The sequence below is a fragment of the Streptomyces sp. ICC1 genome (genome assembly GCF_003287935.1).
GTDB classification, from domain to species: Bacteria; Actinomycetota; Actinomycetes; order Streptomycetales; family Streptomycetaceae; genus Streptomyces; species Streptomyces tritrimontium.
Genome location: NZ_CP030287.1, coordinates 898539 through 918965 on the forward strand (window position 1 = coordinate 898539; position 20427 = coordinate 918965).

Annotated in this window: 16 protein-coding genes and 1 pseudogene; 12 read left to right on the top strand and 5 right to left on the bottom strand. The window is 72.9% G+C overall.

Annotated elements, in window-relative coordinates; all coding sequences use genetic code 11:
- Nucleotides 1–44: 44 nt before the first annotated feature.
- Entirely contained in the window at nt 45–1310 is a 1266-nt protein-coding gene (locus tag DRB96_RS04305; protein ID WP_112446855.1) for a helix-turn-helix transcriptional regulator, read from the bottom strand.
- Nucleotides 1311–1695: 385 nt separating this feature from the next.
- Between DRB96_RS04305 and DRB96_RS04310 the strand changes: the two genes are divergently transcribed.
- Entirely contained in the window at nt 1696–3039 is a 1344-nt protein-coding gene (locus tag DRB96_RS04310) for a PQQ-binding-like beta-propeller repeat protein (RefSeq protein ID WP_162688605.1), read from the top strand.
- Nucleotides 3040–3042: 3 nt separating this feature from the next.
- Here DRB96_RS04310 and DRB96_RS04315 read toward each other — a convergent pair whose 3' ends face one another.
- A complete protein-coding gene (locus DRB96_RS04315; protein ID WP_239516180.1) occupies nt 3043–4845 on the bottom strand; it encodes an FtsX-like permease family protein in 1803 nt (600 codons plus the stop codon).
- 374 nt (nt 4846–5219) lie between these two features.
- Here DRB96_RS04315 and DRB96_RS04320 point away from each other — a divergent pair, with 374 nt between their 5' ends.
- On the top strand, nt 5220–6473 hold the full coding sequence (locus tag DRB96_RS04320; RefSeq protein WP_239516804.1) for a sensor domain-containing protein: 1254 nt from the start codon (nt 5220–5222) through the stop codon (nt 6471–6473).
- Between the two features lie 101 nt (nt 6474–6574).
- Nucleotides 6575–7216, top strand: a complete 642-nt coding sequence (locus DRB96_RS04325) for a response regulator transcription factor (RefSeq protein WP_112453200.1) — start codon at nt 6575–6577, stop codon at nt 7214–7216.
- 37 nt (nt 7217–7253) lie between these two features.
- Here the strand turns inward: DRB96_RS04325 and DRB96_RS04330 are convergent, their stop codons facing one another.
- Nucleotides 7254–8306 carry an SMP-30/gluconolactonase/LRE family protein gene (locus DRB96_RS04330; RefSeq protein ID WP_239516179.1) on the bottom strand — a complete coding sequence of 351 codons (1053 nt, stop codon included), beginning with the start codon at nt 8304–8306 and terminating at the stop codon, nt 7254–7256.
- A 77-nt stretch (nt 8307–8383) separates the two neighbouring features.
- Here DRB96_RS04330 and DRB96_RS04335 point away from each other — a divergent pair, with 77 nt between their 5' ends.
- The 4 genes from DRB96_RS04335 to DRB96_RS04350 all read left to right on the top strand — a co-directional run bounded on the left by DRB96_RS04335 (nt 8384) and on the right by DRB96_RS04350 (nt 12399).
- The gene (locus DRB96_RS04335) at nt 8384–8821 is read left to right on the top strand and encodes a MarR family transcriptional regulator (RefSeq protein ID WP_112446863.1); all 438 of its coding nucleotides are present in this window, start codon (nt 8384–8386) and stop codon (nt 8819–8821) included.
- 151 nt (nt 8822–8972) lie between these two features.
- On the top strand, nt 8973–10274 hold the full coding sequence (locus DRB96_RS04340; protein WP_343234504.1) for an alpha/beta hydrolase-fold protein: 1302 nt from the start codon (nt 8973–8975) through the stop codon (nt 10272–10274).
- Between the two features lie 173 nt (nt 10275–10447).
- A complete protein-coding gene (locus DRB96_RS04345) occupies nt 10448–11605 on the top strand; it encodes an alpha/beta hydrolase-fold protein (protein WP_112446866.1) in 1158 nt (385 codons plus the stop codon).
- Nucleotides 11602–12399, top strand: coding sequence for a trypsin-like peptidase domain-containing protein (locus DRB96_RS04350; protein ID WP_112446868.1), 798 nt, complete (start codon nt 11602–11604; stop codon nt 12397–12399). Before DRB96_RS04345 ends, DRB96_RS04350 begins: the two co-directional genes overlap by 4 nt.
- A gap of 63 nt (nt 12400–12462) precedes the next feature.
- Here DRB96_RS04350 and DRB96_RS04355 read toward each other — a convergent pair whose 3' ends face one another.
- Complete coding sequence (locus DRB96_RS04355; RefSeq protein ID WP_112446871.1) at nt 12463–13356, bottom strand: EamA family transporter; 894 nt, start codon at nt 13354–13356, stop codon at nt 12463–12465.
- Nucleotides 13357–13464: 108 nt separating this feature from the next.
- A complete protein-coding gene (locus tag DRB96_RS04360; protein ID WP_112446879.1) occupies nt 13465–14586 on the bottom strand; it encodes a pyridoxal-phosphate dependent enzyme in 1122 nt (373 codons plus the stop codon).
- 232 nt (nt 14587–14818) lie between these two features.
- Here DRB96_RS04360 and DRB96_RS04365 point away from each other — a divergent pair, with 232 nt between their 5' ends.
- From DRB96_RS04365 to DRB96_RS04385, 5 genes and pseudogenes are all read left to right on the top strand, one after another.
- Nucleotides 14819–16393 (top strand): S8 family peptidase, encoded by a 1575-nt coding sequence (locus DRB96_RS04365; RefSeq protein WP_112446881.1) that lies wholly within the window; start codon nt 14819–14821, stop codon nt 16391–16393.
- Nucleotides 16394–16540: 147 nt separating this feature from the next.
- Nucleotides 16541–17734, top strand: coding sequence for a DUF4190 domain-containing protein (locus tag DRB96_RS04370; RefSeq protein ID WP_112446883.1), 1194 nt, complete (start codon nt 16541–16543; stop codon nt 17732–17734).
- Nucleotides 17735–17897: 163 nt separating this feature from the next.
- Nucleotides 17898–18650: a GntR family transcriptional regulator gene (locus tag DRB96_RS04375; RefSeq protein ID WP_112446886.1), complete on the top strand. Its 753-nt coding sequence runs from the start codon at nt 17898–17900 to the stop codon at nt 18648–18650.
- Nucleotides 18651–18729: 79 nt separating this feature from the next.
- Nucleotides 18730–19887 (top strand): RNA-guided endonuclease TnpB family protein, encoded by a 1158-nt coding sequence (locus tag DRB96_RS04380; protein ID WP_112446888.1) that lies wholly within the window; start codon nt 18730–18732, stop codon nt 19885–19887.
- 80 nt (nt 19888–19967) lie between these two features.
- Nucleotides 19968–20393, top strand: a pseudogene (locus tag DRB96_RS04385) (hypothetical protein); the annotation flags it as partial.
- Between the last annotated feature and the right edge of the window lie 34 nt (nt 20394–20427).

Consider the following 20427-nt stretch of genomic DNA (forward strand, 5'->3'; position numbering starts at 1 on the left):
GGCGAGCCGGGCGGCTCGAGCCGGTGTCGGTCGTGGAGCGGCTGTCAGTCGTGCGCGGGGGCGAGTACGCGTGCCAGCGCGGGCTGCAGATCACGTACGGCGCGGTTGCTCCGGAACCTGGAGAGTTCCCGTGCGAGACGCCGGACGTCGCTGTTTACGGTCGCCGACGGAACGGCCGGCATGACGCCGAGCAGCTCCGCGGCGATCGTGCACGCGTGCTCGACCTCTCCGGAAGCGGCATGGGCCAGGGACCTGCGGAAGCCGTACCGGGCGCGGGTGCGCAGCGCGTGCGGCGGGAGGCGGCGGTACTCCTGGTCGAGCACCTCGGCGGCGGCCTTGGGGCGGCCGAGGTCGTGCAGGCACCAGCCGGTCGACATCGCCGCCGGATCGCTCACATGGGAGGTGCCGATCACGGGCTCGGCGCCGTTGCGGGCGTCGTCGCTGCCGAGCAGTTCCCGCGCCCTGTCGAGGCTGCGGAGGCAGTCGACTTCGTTGCCGACGAGCGCGTGCCCCTGGGCCTCCCGTTGGGCCGCGAGTCCCCGGATGCGCGGCGGGAGTTCGCTGCTCTGGGCGCGGCGGGCCAGGGCGACGGTGCCGGCGGCGTCCCCGCCGTACATCGTGACCAGGGCGCGTCGCACCAGTGCGTAGGAACCGAGGTACGGGTCGCCCCCGGCGCGCGCCAGTTCGGTGGCCTCGCCCGTCCAGCCGAGTGCCGCGTCACCGTCCCCGGCCTCCTGGGCCATCCAGCCGGTGAACTCCGCGAACCGCGAGGCGAGCAGGAGCGCGGGGGCCCGAGAGGCGGACCGGGAGTCGGCGGCAAGTCCGGCGATCATGCGGGTCTGTGTCTCCAAGAGGGGCAGCAGGACCTTGGGCGCGGTGGACTGGCCGAGCTTCCGCAGCTGGTCGAACTGCATGCGGAAGGAGGGCAGGAGGGGGTCGTCGGTGGTTGAAACCGCCTGACCGCCGAGTTTGAGGCCGAGGTCGATCAGCGCTCCCGTACCCGCCGAGAGGACCGCCCGGCGCCCGACGAGCCAGCGGCTCGGACCGGCGGGGGATTCGGTGGTGCCCGAGCCCGAGCCCGAGCCCGAGCCCGTCTCGGGACGGGTGACCAGGAGCTGCAGCTCGCCGTCCGCGCCGAGGAAGGCGTCGCACCGCCGGGCCAGTTCGGGGGACGCGGAACGCTCCCCGCGCTCGACCTTGCTGAGGTGCCCCTTGTCGTAGTTGAGCGCCACGGAGAACTCGGTCAGAGTCAGCCCCGCTTCTACTCGTAAACGGCGAAGTTCCGGGCCGAAACGTAAAGTCGTGCTCATCGTCAACCTCCCCTTGAACAGTGACCGCGAGAGCCGTCCGCCCTCACGGGGAGCCGCCATCCGACGATCGCCGGGCGACACGAACCCGACGGCGAACACCCGCTGTGACGACGCCGTTTCGCTTCGCATTCGAGAGCGAGTCTGGCACGACGCGAGCCTGGAGAATCGGGGTTCGGCGGGGTTGCCCGTTGCCTCTTTCGTTCTCCCTTGTTCCCCGTCCGTTCCTTGGAGTGACCGAGGTCGAGCGTGATCGGGACAAAAGTGATCGGGAATGGTGGGGCGCTTGCGCGATCGCCCGGGTGCGGTCGTGGGCGGTGATCGACATAGGCTGCACGGCGAGGGCGCGATCGAGTAAGAGGAAAGCCGGGTAGGGAAGTTGAATCGCATGCGTATGACGGCAGTGGTCGGTACGGCACTGTCGCTGGGCCTTGTCGCCGGGTGCTCCGCAGGGGCGGGGACGGACGCCAAGGCCGGTGGGGGGACGCAGAAGGCGGGGGAGGCGTCACCGTCTGCCGCGAAGGGCCCGGTCTACGCGGGCGCGCCGGTGCCCGGGCTGGCCAAGGAGCAGGCGTGGAGCCTGCCGGGCGGCGGCGGGATGACCTGCGCGGGTGAAGCGTCCAAGGGGGACAAGACGGAGCGCAGCATCTGCGCGCTGGGGGACGCCGTCGTCGTCACCGGGCCATCGGACACGGGCGGCCTCACCGCCCGGCTCCTCGACGCCAAGAGCGGCGAGGTGCGCAAGAAGTTCGACTTCGAGAAGCCCGCGGACGGCGGGTCCGCGACGTACGCGCCGGAGCGGCTCGTGCAGGTCGGCGAGTGGCGGGACGGTTCGCCGGCGCTGCTGGTGCGTACCCGTGTCGACACGCCGGAGAAGGACCTGAAGAAGGCCTCCACCCAGACCGTGCTGACCATGTACGCGCCGTCCGGCGAGCAGTTGGGGAGCTCGACCTTCGACGGGGATTCCCGTATGGACACCCCGGTCCGGGGCGGCTACGTCGTGGACACCAGCGCCGGCGGCGGCGACGCCAGGTTCCTCCCGATCGGTGCCGGGGAGACGTTGAACCCCGGCTTCTCGTACCTCGGAAGCAAGGGGCAGGTCGGCCCCGGCCTCGGCTACTCCTGGACCGAGGAGACCACCTTCCAGCCGTACGCCGGGTGGCTGGTCGCGACGGACATCCGATCGGGCAAGAAGGCGTGGAGCACGAAGGACCTCGCGCCGCCGGCCGCCATCGCCAAGCTGGTCACCCCGGAGTCGGCGACCACCGCGCGGATGGCCCCGCTGCACGGGGACAAGGCCGTCCTCGAGTGGTCCGCGTACGGCCGGACCGAAGCGGTCCTGACGTCGATCGACCTCAAGACCGGTCGCCGGATCGCCGAGGGCCCGGGCATCGACGCCAACGGCACCGTCGATGACGACGGCCAGGCCGTCTCACCCGACGGCAAGACCGCCGTCGTGCAGTACGGCAAGGGCGCCGTCGCCTGGAATCCGGAGACCGGCAAGGAGCTGTGGCGCCAGGCGAAGGACGAGCAGAACATCAGGCCGCGGGCCCTCCCGGGCAACGGCGTCCTCTACGCGGTGCTGGAGAGCGGGAAGGCCGTCGCCCTCGGCGCCGGGGACAAGAAGCTGCTCACCGCCGAGATGGAGGAACTGCCGCAGTTCACGGCGAACGGGTACGCCGTCGTCCGCAGCGCCGACGGCCTCTTCGTCTTCGCCACCCAGCCCGTCTGACGGTCACCCCGGCCCCGCGCCTTGCGCCCGCGCGTGGCGGCGCAGCGCGCGGGCCGCCGGGAGGAGGGTGCTCAGGATCGCGAGGACGGTGCAGACGGCGGCCGCCGCGGCCATCGGGAGCCAGGGGACCACGACCGGGGAGTCGACACCGAGGACCGCCAGGGCGGCGCGCATGCCCGCCAGGTTGAATGCCGTGACCGCCGTGCCGAGGAGGGCTCCGACCGCGGCCGTCAGCAGGGACTCGGCGGTCGTCACGGCGAGGACCTGGGTGCGGGTGGCGCCGGCCAGGCGGAGCAGGCGCAGTTCGCCGGCCCGGTCCGAGGTCGCCATCAGCAGGGTGTTGGCCAGCGCGATCGCCGTGTAGACCAGCGCGATGCCGATGACCAGGACGAAGCCGAGCACGGTGAAGCGGTTGGCGCGGGGGTGCGTCGCCTCCACCCAGTCGGCCTTCGAGCGCAGCGTCGCGTCCCAGCGCCCCGCCGCCTCCCGGACCGCGGCGGACGCGGCCGGCGGGGCCTTCACCTCGATCCGGGAGACCTGCGCGCCCGGGGCGTTGCGCGCCGTCACGTAGGCGCCGTTGTCGCCGGTGCCGGTCCGCATCACCGCCACCACGCGCAGGTGCGCGGCCGTCCCGTCCGCCCGCCACAGGGGTACGGAGTCCCCGACCCGGTGCTGCCACCACTCCTCCGTGACCACGATGCCCCCGTCGTCCAGGTCCGCCACCGACCCCGCCACCACCGGCAGCCGGGAGACCGCCGCCAACGCCGCCGGATCGACCGCCGAGGCCTCCGTCCGGACCTTCACGAAGCCCTCCTCCAGGACCGTCAGCTCCGTCCCGGCCACCGACAGGGCGCTCGCGCCCGGGATCTCGGGGTGCTGCGGCAGCCGGCCGCCCGTCAGCACCCAGTCCGCGCCGGTCCTGCCGCGGGCCTCCACCGCCTTCGCCTCGGCCAGGGTCAGGACCGAGCCCACGAGCGACCCGGTCAGCGCGACCATCACCAGCACCGGCGCCGCCACCGCCGCCGTCCGGCGGATCCCGGCCGAGGCGTTCGCCCGCACCAGCCGGCCCGCGTAGGAGGTCAGCCGGACCGGGACCCACATCAGCAGCCGCACGACGGGCCGTACGAGCACGGGGGCCAGCAGGCCGCACGCGGAGATCAGCAGCATCGGCTGCCAGGTGTACGTCTTGCGCTTCAGCAGGCTGCCCGGATCCGTGCCGAGCCGCCAGCCGGCGAAGGCGACCGCGAACAGCAGCAGCCCGCCCCCGGCCGCCCACCGGCCCGGCGTCATCGGACGCTCGTCCGTCGCGGCCTCCCGCAGCGCCTCCAGCGGGCCGACCCGGCCCGCCCGGCGGGAGGCGGCGTACGCCCCCGACAGGGCGACCACCAGGCCGGTCCAGAACGCCGCGTGCAGCGGCCAGGCCTGATCCCCGATCAGGTACGAGGCGGGCGCCAGCCCCTGCGAAACCGTCCACCGCGCCATCAGCGGCGCACCCGCCCGCCCCAGGACGAGACCCGCCGCGGACCCGGCCAGCCCGACGGCCGCCGCCTCCGTCATCACCAGGCGCCGCAGCTGCCCCGGTGTCGACCCCGCCAGCCGCAGCAGCCCCAGCTCGCGCCGCCGCTGCGCCACGGCGTACGAGAACGTGGACGCGACCACGAACACCGACACGAACGAGCTCACCGCGCCCGCCGTGCCCAGCATCGAATTGAGGCCCACCACCTCCACACCCGCGGGCAGCGCCGCCGAAGCCGCGAGCCCCAGTCCCATGACGGTCATCAGCGCGACCCCCAGGGCCACTGCCACGAACGTCCCCACCTGTGTCATCCAGCGCCGCCGCAGCGACCTCAACGCGATGTTCAGCATGGTCCCCAGCCAACCGCCGCGGCCGCGCCCGGTCAGCGGGGCAGGGGCGAGTCCCGAAGGTAGGGCCAGCACTACCGCGCGGGGCCCGGCCACCCGCCTACGGTGGCCGCATGCCGCCTTCCCCCCTCGGCCGTCTCTTTCGGATCTTGCCGGGCCCGCGACGCCCGGCACCGCGCCTGGCCGCGTTGGCGGGACGCCCGAGTACGTCCAGTACACGGAGCGCCCCTCCGCCTTGCCATGCACGGCACCAGACGCCGCGGGTTCGGCCGACAAGATCCGAAAGAGACGGCCTCGGCCCGGATCCGGGCCGGTACCTGCGCTCCGCCCGGCCGTGGCGCTCCGCCGCCTACCTGCTCGGCGGCGGCCTCGGCGGCGCCCTCGCGTTCCTCGTGCTGCTGCTGCTCGCCGTCTGCGGGACGGTCCTCGCCGTCGTCCTCGTCGGCCTGCCGCTGCTGGCCGCCCTCGCGCTGGCCGGAGTGCCCTTCGCCGCCCTCGAACGGCGCCGGCTGCTGCTGGTCGACCCCGTGCCCGTGCCCGACCCGCACCGCGATCCGGACCGTACGGGGCTCACGGCGTGGGCCCGCACCCGCTTCCGCGAGCAGGCGACCTGGCGGGAACTGGGCTACGTGCTCCTCGCCGCCACCGTCCTGTGGCCGCTGGAGCTGCTCGCCGTCGGCGCGGCCCTCTACGTCCCCGCCGACCTCATCGCCACCCCCGTCCTGCTCGCCCTCGACGGACAGCAGGCCAACCCGCTCTCCTTCCACGGCGTCACCGGCTACCCGGCCGCCCTGCTGTGCGCCGCCGCCGGACTGCTGCTGCTCCCGCTCTTCCTCTACGGGCTCGGCGTACTGGCGGCCGCCCGCGCGGCCCTGGCCCGCCTGATGCTCAGCCCCGGCCGGGCCGATCTGGCCGTCAGGGTCACCGAGCTGACCAGCTCCCGGGCCCGGCTGGCGGCCGCCTTCGACGCCGAGCGCCGGCGCATCGAGCGGGACCTGCACGACGGCGCCCAGCAGCGGCTCGTCGCGCTGTCCATGACGCTGGGCCTGGCCCGGCTCGACGCCCCGCCGGGCAGCGCGCTCGCCGGGCAGCTCGCCGCCGCGCACGCCGAGGCCGGCCGGGTGCTGACCTCGCTGCGCGAGCTCATCCACGGCATCCACCCGCAGGTCCTCACCGACCGGGGGCTGCCCGACGCCGTCGCCGATGTCGCCGACCGTTCGCCGATCCCCGTCGACACCGACTTCGACCTCCCGGGCCGGCTGCCCGAACAGGCCGAGTCCGCCGGGTACTTCTTCGTCAGCGAGGCCCTCGCCAACGCGGTCCGGCACAGCGGGGCGAAGCGGATCACGGTCACCGGCCGCCACGACGGCGCGCGCCTGACCGTGGAGGTGGCGGACGACGGCCGCGGCGGCGCGGACGCGGCGCGGGGGAGCGGACTGACGGGACTGGCCGACCGGGTGTCGGTCGTGGACGGCAGACTGACCCTGACCAGTCCTCCCGGAGGCCCGACCCTGCTGCGTGTGGAGATCCCTTGCATTCCGAGCCCGCCGAAGGAACCGCAGCTCCCCTGAGCAGCACCGGCCCGACCGACCCGACCGGCCCGACCGACCCGACCGACCCGACCGGCCCGAGCGGACCGTCCGGCCCGAGCGGACCGACCGCCCGGGCGTCGCTGCGCGTCGTCCTCGCCGAGGACTCCGTCCTGCTCCGCGAGGGCCTCGTCGGCCTGCTCACCCGCTTCGGGCACCGCACGGTCGCCGCCGTCGGCGACGCGCGGGAGCTGGAGGAGGCCGTCGCCGAGCACCGGCCGGACATCGTCGTCACCGACGTGCGGATGCCCCCGGACCACACCGACGAGGGGCTGCGCGCGGCCGTGCGGCTGCGCGCGGCCCGGCCCGGCCTGCCCGTGCTCGTCCTCTCCCAGTACGTGCAGCGCTCGTACGCCGCCGAACTGCTCGACTCCGGCGACGGGACGGCCGTCGGCTACCTGCTCAAGGACCGGGTCGGCCAGGTCGAGGAGTTCCTCGACGCGGTCGCCCGGGTGGCGGCCGGCGGGACGGTGGTCGACCCCGAGGTCGTACGCCGCCTCATCAGCCGCCGGCGCGATCCGCTGGAGCGGCTGACGGTCCGGGAGGGGGAGGTCCTCGCGCTGATCGCCGAGGGCCACTCCAACGCCGAGGTGTCCCGCCGGCTCACCGTCTCCGAGGCGGCGGTCGGCAAGCACATCGGGAACATCTTCATGAAGCTCGACCTGCCCCCGGCACAGGAGTCCCACCGCAGGGTGCTCGCGGTCCTGGCCTACCTGCGGGGCTGACGGGCCCGGGCCGGGATCCGGCCGTGCCCCCCCCGCGTCAGAAGCCGCGGACCGAGGCGACCGTGAACGCGGTCGGGGCGCCGCTGGTGGAGGGCATGGGGCCGCCGTCCCGGTCGAACTGCGAGCGGACCACCAGGGTGCGGCCCGGGACCCGCACCAGCGTCGTCGGGATCTGGAGCGAGGGGTCCGTGACCGTGCGGACCAGGCGCGCCCGGGTGCCGTCCGCCGAGAGCTGCCAGCGGCTCAGGGTGTTGCGGGTGTTCTGGGCCGCGCGCAGTACGCCGCCGGGTGCCAGGTCGAGGCCGTCGGCGGTCTTCAGGTCGCCGCCGGTCAGGGCGGTGCGCGAGACCTCGCCCGAGCGGAGGTCGATGCGGTACAGATCGCCGGCCGTCATGTCGACGGTGAGGAGGAAGCGGCCGGCCGGGTCCGCGGCGATGCCGTTGAGGCTGAAGCTGCCCGCAGGCGACGGGGTGAGCCGCCCGCTCAGGTCGTACGCGGGCAGCAGCGGGCCGGAGCCGGCGGCGAGCTGGTCCGGGGTCACCCGGTAGACCACCGCGCGGACGCTGTCGGTCAGGTACGCGGTGCCGTCCGGGGTGATGGCCAGGTCGTTGAGGAAGCGCGGCGCGCTCCCGGGGATCTCGAAGTGGGCCACGCGCGCCCCCGAGCGGGTGTCGTACACCGAGACGCCCGAGGTGGAGTCGGTCACCCAGAGCCTCCCGCGGGCGTCGACCCGCAGCCCGTTCGCCGTGTGGCGGCCGTCGGTGCCCGAGGGCAGGAAGACCTCCGCGGCGCGGGCGCCGGGGCGGGCCCGGTAGACGGTGCCGTCCGTGTAGGAGCCGACGTAGACCGTGCCGGTGCGGGGGTCGGCGGCTATGCCCTCCGGGAAGACCTTGGCGCCGGGGAGGGTGAACGCCGTGGAGATCCGCGCGTCCGCCGGCCGGCTGCCGGCGGTCCGGCCGTCTGCCGTCGGGCCGTCCGAGGCGCGGGCGGCCGAGGCGCGGGCGGCCGAGGCGTGGGCGGCCGGGGCCGCGCCGAGGGCGAGGGCGGTGGTCAGGGTCAGCAGGGCCGCGGGCAGGAGCTTCTTCATCATCAGACGTCCTCTTCTGTGTAGGTGAGCACGAAGATAAGTTAGAGCTCTAATGCCTGCAAGGGCTTTATGATGCGGGAATGACTTCCATGCCCCCCGAGGAGCGCCTCGGCTCCCACATCAAGCGCGCCGAGCAGGCGCTCCTCGGGGCGAAGAACACGGCGGTGAAGCCGGCCGCAGTAACGGTTCCGCAGTACGCCGCGCTGCTCTGGCTCGCCGAAAAGCCCGGCATCTCCGCCGCCGCGCTCGCCCGTCTGTGCGGGGTGACGCCGCCGACGATGAACACCGTGCTGAAGAACCTCCAGGAGCGCGGGCTCGTCGAGCGGACCCCGCACGAATTGCACCGCAACGTCCTGGAGACCCGGCTCACCGACGAGGGCCGCGCCGTGATGGAGGTGGCCGACGCGGGGGCGGTCGCGGTGGAGCGGGCGCTCGCCGCCGAGTTCAGCGGCGAGGAGCGGGAGTCGCTGATCCGGCTGCTCGGGCGGTGCGCGGAAGCGCTCGATGCCCTGAGGTGATTCCGCGGGGCCCGGTTCCGGACTCCTGAGATTCGACGCATGTTTTTGCGTTGTTTTGGAACTCTCCGGGGGATTCACGCATCAGGACTAATGGTGATCCCAGTCCGTTCTGTCCCACCGGGGGGCAGCCCGACCGTACGGAGCGAAGTTCGTGCCCCAGAACCCGCAGCGTCCGCGGCCCGATGGCGAGCCGCACCGGCAGTACCCGCCGCCGCAGCACCAGCCGTCGCAGCACCAGCCGTCGTACTGGGAGGATCCCGAGGGCCGGCCGCAGGAGCCCCAGCAGGAGCCGCACCAGCCGTCGCCGGGCGGCCCGTACGTGCCCCCGCACATATCCGGGGCCCCCGCGGACCCCGGCCCCCCGCAGCCGCCCCGCCGCTCCGGGCGCTCCCGCCGTACGGTGTGGACCGCCGCGGCCGTCGCCTTCGCGCTCCTCCTCGGCGGCGGCTCCTTCGCCGCCTGGAAGCTGGACTGGTTCTCCGGCAACGGCTCCGCGGTGAGCTTCGGCAAGACCCCGCCGCCCGCCGACGCGGGCACCGGGAAGAAGACCCCGGACGAGGCCCCGAAGACCGCGCCCACGCCGAGCGGCGACCCCGACGTACAGCAGGCGACGGGCCCGGCGGCCGCCTTCAAGCAGACCGCCAAGCTCGACGACGGCACGATCATCGCCAAGACCCGCCTCGTCGGCGCCAAGTCCGGCTTCGAGGGTGACGTCTGGGTGTGGACGCCCAAGGAGTACGAGGACCCGAAGTACGCCAAGAGCGGCTTCCCGGTCCTCATCGCGCTCCCCGGCGGCAACGGCTACCCGGCCAACTACTGGTCCGACCGCAGCCTCGGCCTCCAGAAGGCCATCAGCGAGGGCGTCCAGGCCGGTACGAGCCTGCCGTTCATCGTGATCATGCCCGTGCTGAACCCGGACGCGAAGTACTACTACGACGGCTCCGACATCCCCGGCCAGCCCAAGATGGGCACCTGGATCGCCGAGGACATCCCGGACTTCACCCGCGCCAACTTCCGTACGTACAAGTCCCGCGACGGCTGGGCCTTCATGGGCTCCTCCTCCGGTGCCTTCGTCGGGATGAAGCAGCTCCTCCAGCACCCGGACAAGTTCAAGGCCGTGATCGCCAGCGGCGGCGAGATCGTTCCCGACTCCCCGCTCTGGAAGGGCCACCAGGCGGAGATGGACGCGAACAACCCCGAGACGCTGGCGCAGAAGCTGATCGACGCGGGCGGCCCCGAGGTCCACATCAACTTCCAGATCGGGACCAAGGAGAGCGGCAAGCAGCGGATGACGCAGTTCCAGGAGAAGTACGGCAAGGGCCCGGTCAAGATGACCATCCGCGACATCCAGAACGGCGAGCACAACGGCTGGCACTACGTGCGCGGCATGAAGGAAGGCTCGCTGGAGTGGATCAGCAAGGTCCTGAAGGGCCCGAAGCCCGAAGCCGGCTGACCGGGGTCCCGCTCCCGGAGCGCTCCGGGGCGTTCACCCGCGTGGCCCTCGCCACGTCCGTCCGTCCCAGGCAACCCGGCCGGTCGTTCATACCTCTGTTAAGGATGTAAGGGCGACCAATCGGTCGGCCCCGCGCTTCCGCGGGGGCGCCGGAGAGGGAACGGGAACATTCCGTGCACCAAGACCAGCAGGGTGACGGCAGCGCCACGACCGGCGGCGGCACGACCGACGGCGCCAGTGCCACGACCGGCGCCGGCCGCCGTCCCGCGCGCCGCCGGCGCCGGATCCTGATCAGCGGCGGGCTCGGCCTCGTCCTCGTGGCCGGCGGCGGGGCGGCCGGCTACCACTACGGCCTCTTCTCGGACATAGGCGATCCCGTCTCCTTCGGGAAGTCCCGGACCGCGGCCTCCACCGCCTCCGACGCCCGGTCCGGCGTGAGCATGCCGACCGGGCCGAAGGCCGAGTTCGTCCGCACCTCCCGGCTGCCGGACGGCACGCAGATCGCCAGGACGACCCTGACCGGCGCGAAGTCCGGCTTCACGGGTGACGTGTGGGTGTGGGTGCCGAAGGAGTACGACGACCCGGCGTACGCCGACAGCGCCTTCCCCGTCCTGATCTCGCTGCCCGGCGGCCGCGGCTACCCCACGAACTACTGGGGGACGGGCCCCGGCCTCGGCCTCCAGCAGGCGGTGAGCGACGGGGCGAAGGCCGGTACGAGCCTGCCCTTCATCCTGGTCATGCCCGTGCACAACGCCGACACCAAGCACCACTTCGACGCCTCCGACATCCCCGGAGAGCCCAAGATGGGCACCTGGATGGTCGAAGACGTCCCGGATTTCACGAAGGCCAATTTCCGGACCTTCACCTCCCGCGACGGCTGGGCCTTCATGGGCTCCTCGGCGGGCGGATTCGGCGCCTTCAAGCACGTCCTGAAGTACCCCGACCGCTTCAAGGCGGCCATCGCGAGCGGGGTCGACATCGTCCCCGATTCCCCGCTGTGGAAGGGGAACACGCAGGCCATGGACGAGAACAACCCCGAGAAGCTCGCCGCGAAGCTGATCAAGGCGGGCGGCCCGGACGTCTACGTCAATTTCCAGATCGGCACCGCGGAGACCGGCCGGGAGAAGGCCGAGCAGTTCATCAAGGACTACGGCAAGGGTCCCGTGCACACCACGCTGCAAGTGATCCAGGATGGTGAGCACAACGGGAAGTCGTACGTACGCGGGATGCGGGAGGGCGCATTGGAGTGGATCAGCAAGGTGATGTCCGCACCCACCCCCAAGCCGCGGCCGGCCGGAAGCGGCAGCGCAAGCGGCGCCGCCCCCCGATGAGCCCCGGGGCCAAGGCGATCGCCTCGGCGGCCGTCGCCGGCCTCGCCGCGGTGCTCGCCGTGGTGTTCGTCGACACCGCCGGCGGCTACGAGGACCGCAACGTGCTGCCCTTCCCCACCGTCGGGGTGCTCATGGCGGGCGGCGAGCACTGGTGCACCGCCAGCGTCGTCGACAGCCCGCAGGGCAACGTCGTCGCCACGGCCGCGCACTGCGTGGCCCCCGCCGGGGAGGACGGGCAGCCGGGCGAGGTCGCGCACGACGGGCTGGCCATCGGCGAGCTCGCCTTCGCCCCCGCCTTCTCCGGCGAGGGCTCCGGGAAGCAGCCGCTCGGCGTGTGGAAGGTGCGCTCCGTCCAGGTCGACGAGCGCTGGACGAAGTGGGGCGAGGACACCGCCGACTTCGCCTTCCTCTCCGTCGAACCGGACGGGGACGGGCGGAGCCTGCAGGAGGTCGTCGGGCACGACGAGGCCGCCAAGCCCGTCTGGACCTCCGGCTACGACCGGGAGGTGACCGTCGTCGGCTACCCGGAATCGCAGCACAACCCCGAGAACAAGCCCGTCGCCTGTACGACGCAGAGCCGGCACGACGAGGACGACCCCGCCATGCTCTACATCAACTGCTCCGGCTTCTGGACGGGGACCAGCGGCAGCCCGTGGATCGCCGACCGGGGCGGGCCCGGGCACCCGGGGCAGCTGATCGGGGTGCTGAGCGGCGGGGACACGGACGTGGACTCGACGGCCGCGCTGTTCGACGGCCGGGCGAAGGCGCTGTACGAACGGGCCGCGAACAGCTGACGGCCACCCACGGCCGGCGCCGGTCAGACGGTCAGACGGCCGGATGGTCAGACGGCCGGATGGTCAGACGGTACGGCGTTCCGTGCTCACGATCACGCACACCGCCGCCACGACGATCGCGCCACCGAGCAGGATCGGCCAGGTCAGGGCCTCGTCGAGGATGAGCCAGCCCAGGGCGACGGCCACGACCGGATTCACGTAGGCGTACGTGGCCACCAGCGAGAGCGGTGCCGCCCGCAGGAGCCACACGTACGCGGTGAAACCGACGAGCGAGCCGAACAGCACGAGGTAGCCGAGGGCCAGCCAGGACGCGGTGGAGTACGAGGCCGGGTCCAGCCCGTGCTGCTCGCCGCGGCACAGGCCCACGAGGATCCCGGCGGCCCCGCCCGCGAGCATCTGGTACGCGCTGCCGGCGAAGGGGTCGGCGGGCAGGGTCAGCCTGGCCGCCGAGAACGAGCCGAGCGCCCAGAGCACCGAGGCGGTGAGCACCAGGAGCACCCCGCCGAGCCCGATCTCGCCGCCGAAGCCGGGGCTGGTCAGGACGGCGAGCCCGCCCAGGCCCAGCAGCACCCCGGCCAGGGTGCGGGGCGAGGGGCGGTCGCCGGAGCCGGCGCGCAGGACGACCAGCCACATCGGTACGGCGGCCACCAGGAGGGCGGCGAGCCCGGAGGGGACCGTGGTCTCGGCGAGGACGACGAGGCCGTTGCCGCCGAGGACCAGGAGCAGGCCGACGAGGACGGCGGAGCCCGCCTGGGCGCGGGTGGCCTTGAGGGCGGCCGGGCCGCGGCGCCAGGCGACGATGCCGGCGAGGAGGGCGCCCGCGGTGAGGAAGCGGGCGCCGGCGGAGAGGAAGGGCGGCATGGTCTCGACGACGATCCGGATGCCGAGGTAGGTCGAACCCCAGACCACGTAGACGAGGGCGAGGGCGATCCAGACGCGGGTCGTTGAGGTGCGCATGACCCGGAGCCTATGTCGTTGGGCAGTGCACCCATCGGGCGCCTCAGCGGGTGCCTCAGCGGGTGGATCGCCCGTGGGGGCGGCCCGCTCGCGAAGCCGATCCGCCCGTCAGGCCCGCGCCGGGGCCAGGCCCGACTTCGCGCCCGCGCCGCAGAGGGGGACCACGGCGGTGCGCTCGTGGAGGGGGTTGCCGGGCGCGCCGGGGCCGACCGCGGCCCAGCAGGCGGCGGCGGTCGGTTCCACGAAGAGCCCGCGCCCGGCCAGGTCGAGCTGGGCCGCGCGGACGCGGTCGTCCGGGACGGTCAGGAAGGTGCCGCCGGACTTACGGACGGCCGCCAGGATCTGGCGGGCCCGGGGCGGGGCCGGGATCGCGATGCCCTCGGCCACCGTGGGGAGCTGCGGGACCGGTTCGGCGTCCTCGGCGCCCGCGTGGAAGGCCGAGGCCAGCGGGGCGACCGCCGCCGACTGGACGGCGATCAACACCGGCGGGCGGACCCCGCGGCGGCCCAGCTCCTCGATCGCCAGCGCGGCCCCGAGCAGCAGCGTGCCGTTGCCGACGGGGACCACCAGCACCTCGGGGAGGTGGCCGCCGAGCGCCTCCCACACCTCGTAGACGTAGGTCTTGGTGCCGTGCAGGAAGTAGGGGTTGAAGACGTGGCTGGCGTAGAAGACCCCGGGGAGGTCGGCCGCCTCGCGCGCCGCCACCGCCGCCGCCTCGCGGCCGCCCGGCACCACCCGGACCGTCGCGCCGTGCGCGCGCATCTGCTCCGTCTTCTTCGCCGAGGTGCCCTCCGGCACGAAGACCTCACAGGCGAGCCCGGCCCGCGCGCAGTACGCCGCGAACGCCGTCCCGGCGTTGCCGCTGCTGTCCGCGACCACCCGCTCGGGGCCCAGCCGGCGCGCGAGCTCCGCGAGCATCACGGCGCCCCGGTCCTTGAACGACAGCGTGGGCATCAGGAAGTCGAGCTTGGCGTGCACCCGTTCCGCCAGCGGCACCAGCGGGGTGTTCCCCTCCGCCAGGGTCACGCCGTACGCCCCGGTCAGCGGCAGTGCGGGGCCGTACCGCCAGAGCGAGCCGGGGCCCGCCGCCGGGTCCAGCGGGACGCCGGGATCGGGGGTGAAGTCGAGGTCCCACGGCCCGCCGCAGAGGGGGCAGCACCAGGGCGCGGTCCGGGCGTCCGCCCGCGCGCCGTCTTCGGGGCAGACGTAGCCGGGGAGTGCGTGCGTCATGTGCGGAGCGCCTTTGCTCGTTCATGGCTTGCGTATGGCACGGATGTTACGCGTCCGTTGTCCTCTTGTGGGGAGCCGAGTCGGTGGGTCAACCTTTCAGGAGCGGCGGCCCGTTGGGCCGAATGCCGCATGGTCGAACCTGCCATGCGCATTGTCATGGCCATGCCCAAACCCGGGGCCGGGACAGCCGCGCACCCCCCGCAGCGCACCACCTATGAGGAGGAACCCTCACATGTCCGTGATGCGTCACACCCGCCGGAAGATCGCCGGCATCGGCGCGACCGCCACCTTGGCCCTCGCGCTCGGCGCCGCCGGCGCCTTACCCGCCTTCGCGGCCTCGGACGCCCCGCAGGGCGTCATCGAGAACGCCGGTGCCGAGGGCACCGTCTCCGGCAGCTACATCGTGACCCTGAACGACTCCGCCGCCCGCTCCACCGCCGACAGCGGGAAGGCCGTCGCCAAGCGGTACGGCGCGAGGATCGACCGGACCTACAGCGCCGCCCTCAACGGCTACTCCGTCGAGGTCTCCGAGGCGCAGGCCAGGGAGCTCGCCGCCGACCCCGCCGTCAAGTCGGTCGTGCAGAACCGGGTGTTCACCGTCGACACCACCCAGCCGAACCCGCCCTCCTGGGGCCTGGACCGGATCGACCAGGCGGCGCTCCCGCTGAACCAGAGCTACACCTACCCGGACAAGGCCGGCGAGGGCGTCACGGCCTACATCATCGACACCGGCGTCCGCAAGACGCACCAGGACTTCGGCGGCCGCGCCTCCGACGGCTACGACGCCATCGACAACGACAACACCGCGCAGGACGGCCACGGCCACGGCACGCACGTGGCCGGCACCGTCGCGGGCACCTCGTACGGCGTGGCCAAGAAGGCCAAGATCGTCGGCGTCCGTGTGCTCGACAACAACGGCTCCGGTACGACCGCCCAGGTCGTCGCCGGCATCGACTGGGTGACCCGGAACGCCGTCAAGCCGGCCGTGGCGAACATGTCGCTCGGCGGCGGCGCGGACTCCGCGCTCGACACCGCCGTACGCAACTCCATAGCCTCCGGCATCACCTACGCCGTCGCGGCGGGCAACGAGACGGCCAACGCCTCCACCAAGTCCCCGGCGCGCGTCGCCGAGGCGATCACGGTCGGCGCCACCACCAACACGGACGCCAAGGCCAGCTACTCCAACTTCGGCGCGGTCCTGGACCTCTTCGCGCCGGGCTCCTCGATCACCTCCACGTGGGGCACGGGCGACACGGCCACCAACACCATCTCGGGCACGTCGATGGCCTCTCCGCACGTCGCGGGCGCGGCCGCCCTCTACCTCGCGGACAACCCGGGCAGCACCCCGGCCCAGATCTCCGCGGGCCTCGTCGCCGCCGCGACCCCGAACGTCGTGACCAGCCCCGGCACCGGCTCCCCGAACCGCCTGCTCCGCGTCGGCACCGGTACCACCCCGCCCAACCCGGGCACCCGCTTCGAGAACCTGAACGACTACGCGATCGCCGACAACTCCACCGTCGACTCGCCGGTCACCGTCAGCGGGATCTCCGGCAACGCCCCGGCCACGCTGAGCGTCTCGGTCGACATCAAGCACACGTACATCGGTGACCTGAAGGTCGACCTGGTCGCCCCCGACGGCACCCTGTACAACCTGCACAACCGCACCGGTGGCAGCGCGGACAACATCATCAAGTCCGTGACGGTCAACGCCTCCTCCGAGGTCGCCAACGGAGTGTGGAAGCTCCGGGTCAACGACAACGCGAACATCGACACCGGCAAGATCGACTCCTGGGCGCTCCAGTTCTGAGCGGAGCGTGAGCGGGTGACGCGGTGAAGTGCGGGGGCGACCGTTCAGGCGGTCGCCCCCGCTGCGTACGATTCGCGCATTCGTTCGCACGCGGATCCGGGCGGACGCTCCCCGTCGCCGCCATGCCCTGATGGAGCACCCCACCCCGTGAGCAGCCAGCCCCCGCACCAGTGGCCCGCACCGCCTCCGTCCCCGACGCCGCCGCCGTACGGAGGCCCGTACGCAGGCCCGTACGGGCCTGCGGACCGGCAGCCGCCCGCGCTCAACGGCTTCGCGCTCGCCTCGCTGCTCGTGGGGCTGCTGTGCTTCCCGCCGCTGGGCATCGTCTTCGCGGTCGTGGCCCTCGTACAGATCGCGAAGAAGGGCGAGCGGGGCAAGGCGCTCGCCGTGGTCGGGCTGGTGGTGTCCGTGGTGATGAGCGCGGCCGTCGTCCTCGCGGTCCCCGTCGTGGAGCGGGCCGCGGACGAGCTCGGCGAACGGGCGCGCGCGGCGCGGCCGTCCGGGGACGTCGCGGGCGTGCTCACGGACGCCGCCGAACTGCGCGTCGGGCACTGCTTCAACGTTCCCGGCGGGGACCTGTACGCCGCCGCGCCGCTGGTGTACCGGATCGACTGCGCCGAGATCCACGACGCGGAGGTCACCTCCGCGACGTCGCTGGGCGGGCGGCGGTTCCCGGGCGCGGAGGAGCTGAGGGACACCGCGGCGCGCGACTGCCTGAGCGCGCAGGACGCGTACGCGATGGACACGTGGGCGCTGCCCGCGTACGCGGAGTCGTTCTACTTCGCCCCCACGCGCGGGAGCTGGAGCGACGGCGACCGGCGGATCGTCTGCGTGATCGGGACGGCGGAGCAGGACCACCGGGGCAGCCTGCGCAAGGACGCCGGCACGCTGACGCCCGACCAGGTGGCCTTCCTGCGGACGATGAACGGGGTCGACGCGGTGCTGAGCCGCGCGCCGGAGGGGGACGTGGACGACGAGCTGCCGGCGTACCGGGACTGGGCGCGGGAGGTGGACCTGGCGCTGGGGGACGAGGCCCGGCTGCTCGACGGGGCGAAGGCGCGGCCGGAGCTGTCCGGGCCGGCGGGCGTGCAGCGGGAGCGGCTGGACGTCGCGCGGCGCGAGTGGCAGCGGGCGGCGCTGGCGAAGACCCCGGACGGGTTCCTGGACGCGTGGGACCGGGCGGCCGCCGCGCTGCCCGTCGAGGTGGAGAAGGTGCTGCGCGGGGCCTACGGGCTGTCCACGACGGTTCCGCCGTGGCTGGAGGAGCCCGCGGGGGACGGACCGGGTGCGCCCGGCACGCCGCCGGGGCCGGGCCGCAGCCCGTCCGTGGAGTCCGCGTGACCGTAACGAGGGGTAACGCGCGGTAACGTGCGGCGGTGTCCGTGAACGCGCGGGTTTGAGTGACCTGGCTTCATCACTTCGGGTGAAACTCTGGCCCTTGCTTGCGATGTACAACCGTCGGTTGCCAGGGTGTAGCTGTCTGTCAACCTGATGGGAGTGGCCAGTGACATTCGGCGAGCAGCCGGCCTATCTGCGGGTCGCCGGGGATCTGCGACGGAAGATCGTCGACGGGTCCCTGCCACCGCACGCCCGGCTGCCTTCACAGGCCCGGATCCGCGAGGAGTACGGGGTCTCCGACACCGTGGCCCTGGAGGCGCGCAAGGTCCTCATGGCGGAGGGGCTGGTCGAGGGCCGCTCCGGATCCGGGACGTACGTGCGCGAGCAGCCCGTGCCGCGGCGCGTCGCCCGCTCCGGCTACCGCACGGGCGGGGTGTCGACGCCCTTCCGCCAGGAGCAGGCGGAGGCGGGCGCCCGCGGCACGTGGGACTCCAACAGCGAACAGGTCGAGGCCCCGGCGGACATCGCCGAGCGGCTCGGCATCGAGGCGGGCGCCCGCGTGATGCGCACGCGGTACGTCTACCGCGACGCGGGGGAGGCGATGATGCTGTCGACCTCGTGGGAGCCGCTGGCCGTGACCGGCCGGAGTCCGGTGATGCTTCCGGAGGAGGGGCCGCTGGGCGGGTCCGGTGTGGTGGACCGGATGGCCGCGATCGACGTGGTCGTGGACAACGTGGTGGAGGAGGTCGGCGCGCGGCCGGGCCTGGCGGCGGAGAGCCTGCTCCTCGGCGGGGTGCCGGGGCACGTGGTGCTGGTGATCGGGCGCACGTACTTCGCGTCCGGCCGGGCCGTGGAGACCGCGGACGTCGTGGTCCCGGCGGACCGCTACCGCCTGGCCTACCACCTGCCGGTGCGGTAGCCGGTGGTCTGCGGGGCGGTCGCTCGTGCGTGGGATCGTCGGAGAATCTGAGCGGGGAAGCGAAAGGTGCGGCGCTGCGGTGAAGATCGTCGTGCAGGTGAAGCTCATGCCTACGCCCGAGGTGGCGTCGGCACTTGAGTGCACCCTGCGCACGGCGAACGAGGCGGCGAACTGGCTCTCCGCGCAGGCATACGAGCGGGGCGAGACCTCGCGTAGGGCGTTGCAGGGCTTCGCCTATCACGATCTGAAGGCCCGGGGCTTGTCGGCGCAGCCCGCGCTGCATGTGCTGCGGAAGGTTGCCGACGCCTACACCACCCTGCGCGCGAACATCCGTGCCGGGAACCTGGGCAAGCCCGGATCCAAGCGTCGGGCCAAGGCCGAGTCGAAGCCGATCGTCTTCCGGGAGGATGCGGCGCAGCCGTACGACGACCGTTGCCTGTCTTGGCAGGTGGACGAGCAGATCGTCTCCATCTGGACGACCACCGGTCGCCTGCGCGGGGTGCAGTTCGTCTGCTCCGAGCAGGCCCGCAAGCTGCTGGTCGAACACCGCAAGGGCGAATCGGACCTGGTACACCGTGACGGAATGTGGTTCCTGATCGCCACGTGCGAGGTTCCCGAGGCCGAGCCCATCGAGCCGACCGATTTCCTCGGCGTGGACCTGGGCATCGTCAACATCGCCACCACCTCGGACGGGAAGATCCACGCCGGACACAGGCTGAACCGATACCGCAAGTGTCAGCTTGCCCTGCGGGCCAAGCTCCAGAAGAAGGGCACGAAGTCCGCCAAGCGCGTACTCAAGCGGCAGTCCCGCAAGGAGCAGCGCAAGGCGACCGAGGCCAACCACATCATCTCGAAAAACATCGTGACCGAGGCTGAACGCACCGGACGCGGGATCGGCATGGAAGACCTTGCCGGTATCCGCCAGCGGGTACGGCTTCGCAAGCCCCAACGGGTCGCGCTGCACTCCTGGGCCTTCGCCCAGCTCGGCCAGTTCGTGGAATACAAGGCGCGTCGTGCCGGTGTCCCCGTGCTGTTCGTCGACCCCGCCTACACCTCCCGCATGTGCGCGGAGTGCGGGCACACAGACAAGCTGAACCGTGTCTCTCAGGGACGGTTCGCGTGCCGGTCGTGCGGATTCGTTGATCACGCAGACCGCAATGCCTCCCGCAACATCCGCGCACGTGCGTGGGATTTGTGGCGAAGCGGGGCGGAGTCACACGCCCCTGCGCCCGCTTAGGGTGCTGGACGGAGGGGACTACCCAGCAGCCAGTTGGGCTCTACCTCCAAGCCCGGCCCTTTAGGGCCGGGTAGCTGATGCGCGCCTACCTGTACTCGGTCAATCCGGCCGGTTTCGGCGCGATGGTGATCGCCTCCACGGTCTCGATCCTCGCCTTCTTCGGCCTTTTCGGGACATACGCCGAGGCCTTCTCCACCTTCATCGCGGCCGGACTCGCGCTCGTCCTCTGCCCGTTGATCGCGTGGGCGACGAAGGGGAAGTACTACCTGGCCAGGACGAACACCGTCAACGGCCCCGGGGTCGAGATCGCGGACGTCACCGCGACGCACCTCTGTTCCGTCTGCGAGACCGCGTACGAACTCCCCGACATCGCCGACTGCCCAGTACAGTCCGGCCCGATCTGCTCGCTCTGTTGTTCACTCGACGCGACCTGCGGGGACGTCTGCCGCACGGCCTCCCCGGGCGGGGCGGTGATTCTGCCGCTGCCGACCGTGCGCGGGGTCTGAACCGGCGCGCACGGCCCACTCGTACGCATGGCCG

Excerpts from the sequence above, each read along its gene's own strand:
- DRB96_RS04305 (WP_112446855.1), bottom strand. The coding sequence starts at position 1,310 with ATGAGCACGACTTTACGTTTCGGCCCGGAACTTCGCCGTTTACGAGTA.
- DRB96_RS04310 (WP_162688605.1), top strand. The coding sequence starts at position 1,696 with ATGCGTATGACGGCAGTGGTCGGTACGGCACTGTCGCTGGGCCTTGTC.
- DRB96_RS04330 (WP_239516179.1), bottom strand. The coding sequence starts at position 8,306 with ATGATGAAGAAGCTCCTGCCCGCGGCCCTGCTGACCCTGACCACCGCC.
- DRB96_RS04335 (WP_112446863.1), top strand. The coding sequence starts at position 8,384 with ATGACTTCCATGCCCCCCGAGGAGCGCCTCGGCTCCCACATCAAGCGC.
- DRB96_RS04350 (WP_112446868.1), top strand. The coding sequence starts at position 11,602 with ATGAGCCCCGGGGCCAAGGCGATCGCCTCGGCGGCCGTCGCCGGCCTC.
- DRB96_RS04355 (WP_112446871.1), bottom strand. The coding sequence starts at position 13,356 with ATGCGCACCTCAACGACCCGCGTCTGGATCGCCCTCGCCCTCGTCTAC.
- DRB96_RS04360 (WP_112446879.1), bottom strand. The coding sequence starts at position 14,586 with ATGACGCACGCACTCCCCGGCTACGTCTGCCCCGAAGACGGCGCGCGG.
- DRB96_RS04365 (WP_112446881.1), top strand. The coding sequence starts at position 14,819 with ATGTCCGTGATGCGTCACACCCGCCGGAAGATCGCCGGCATCGGCGCG.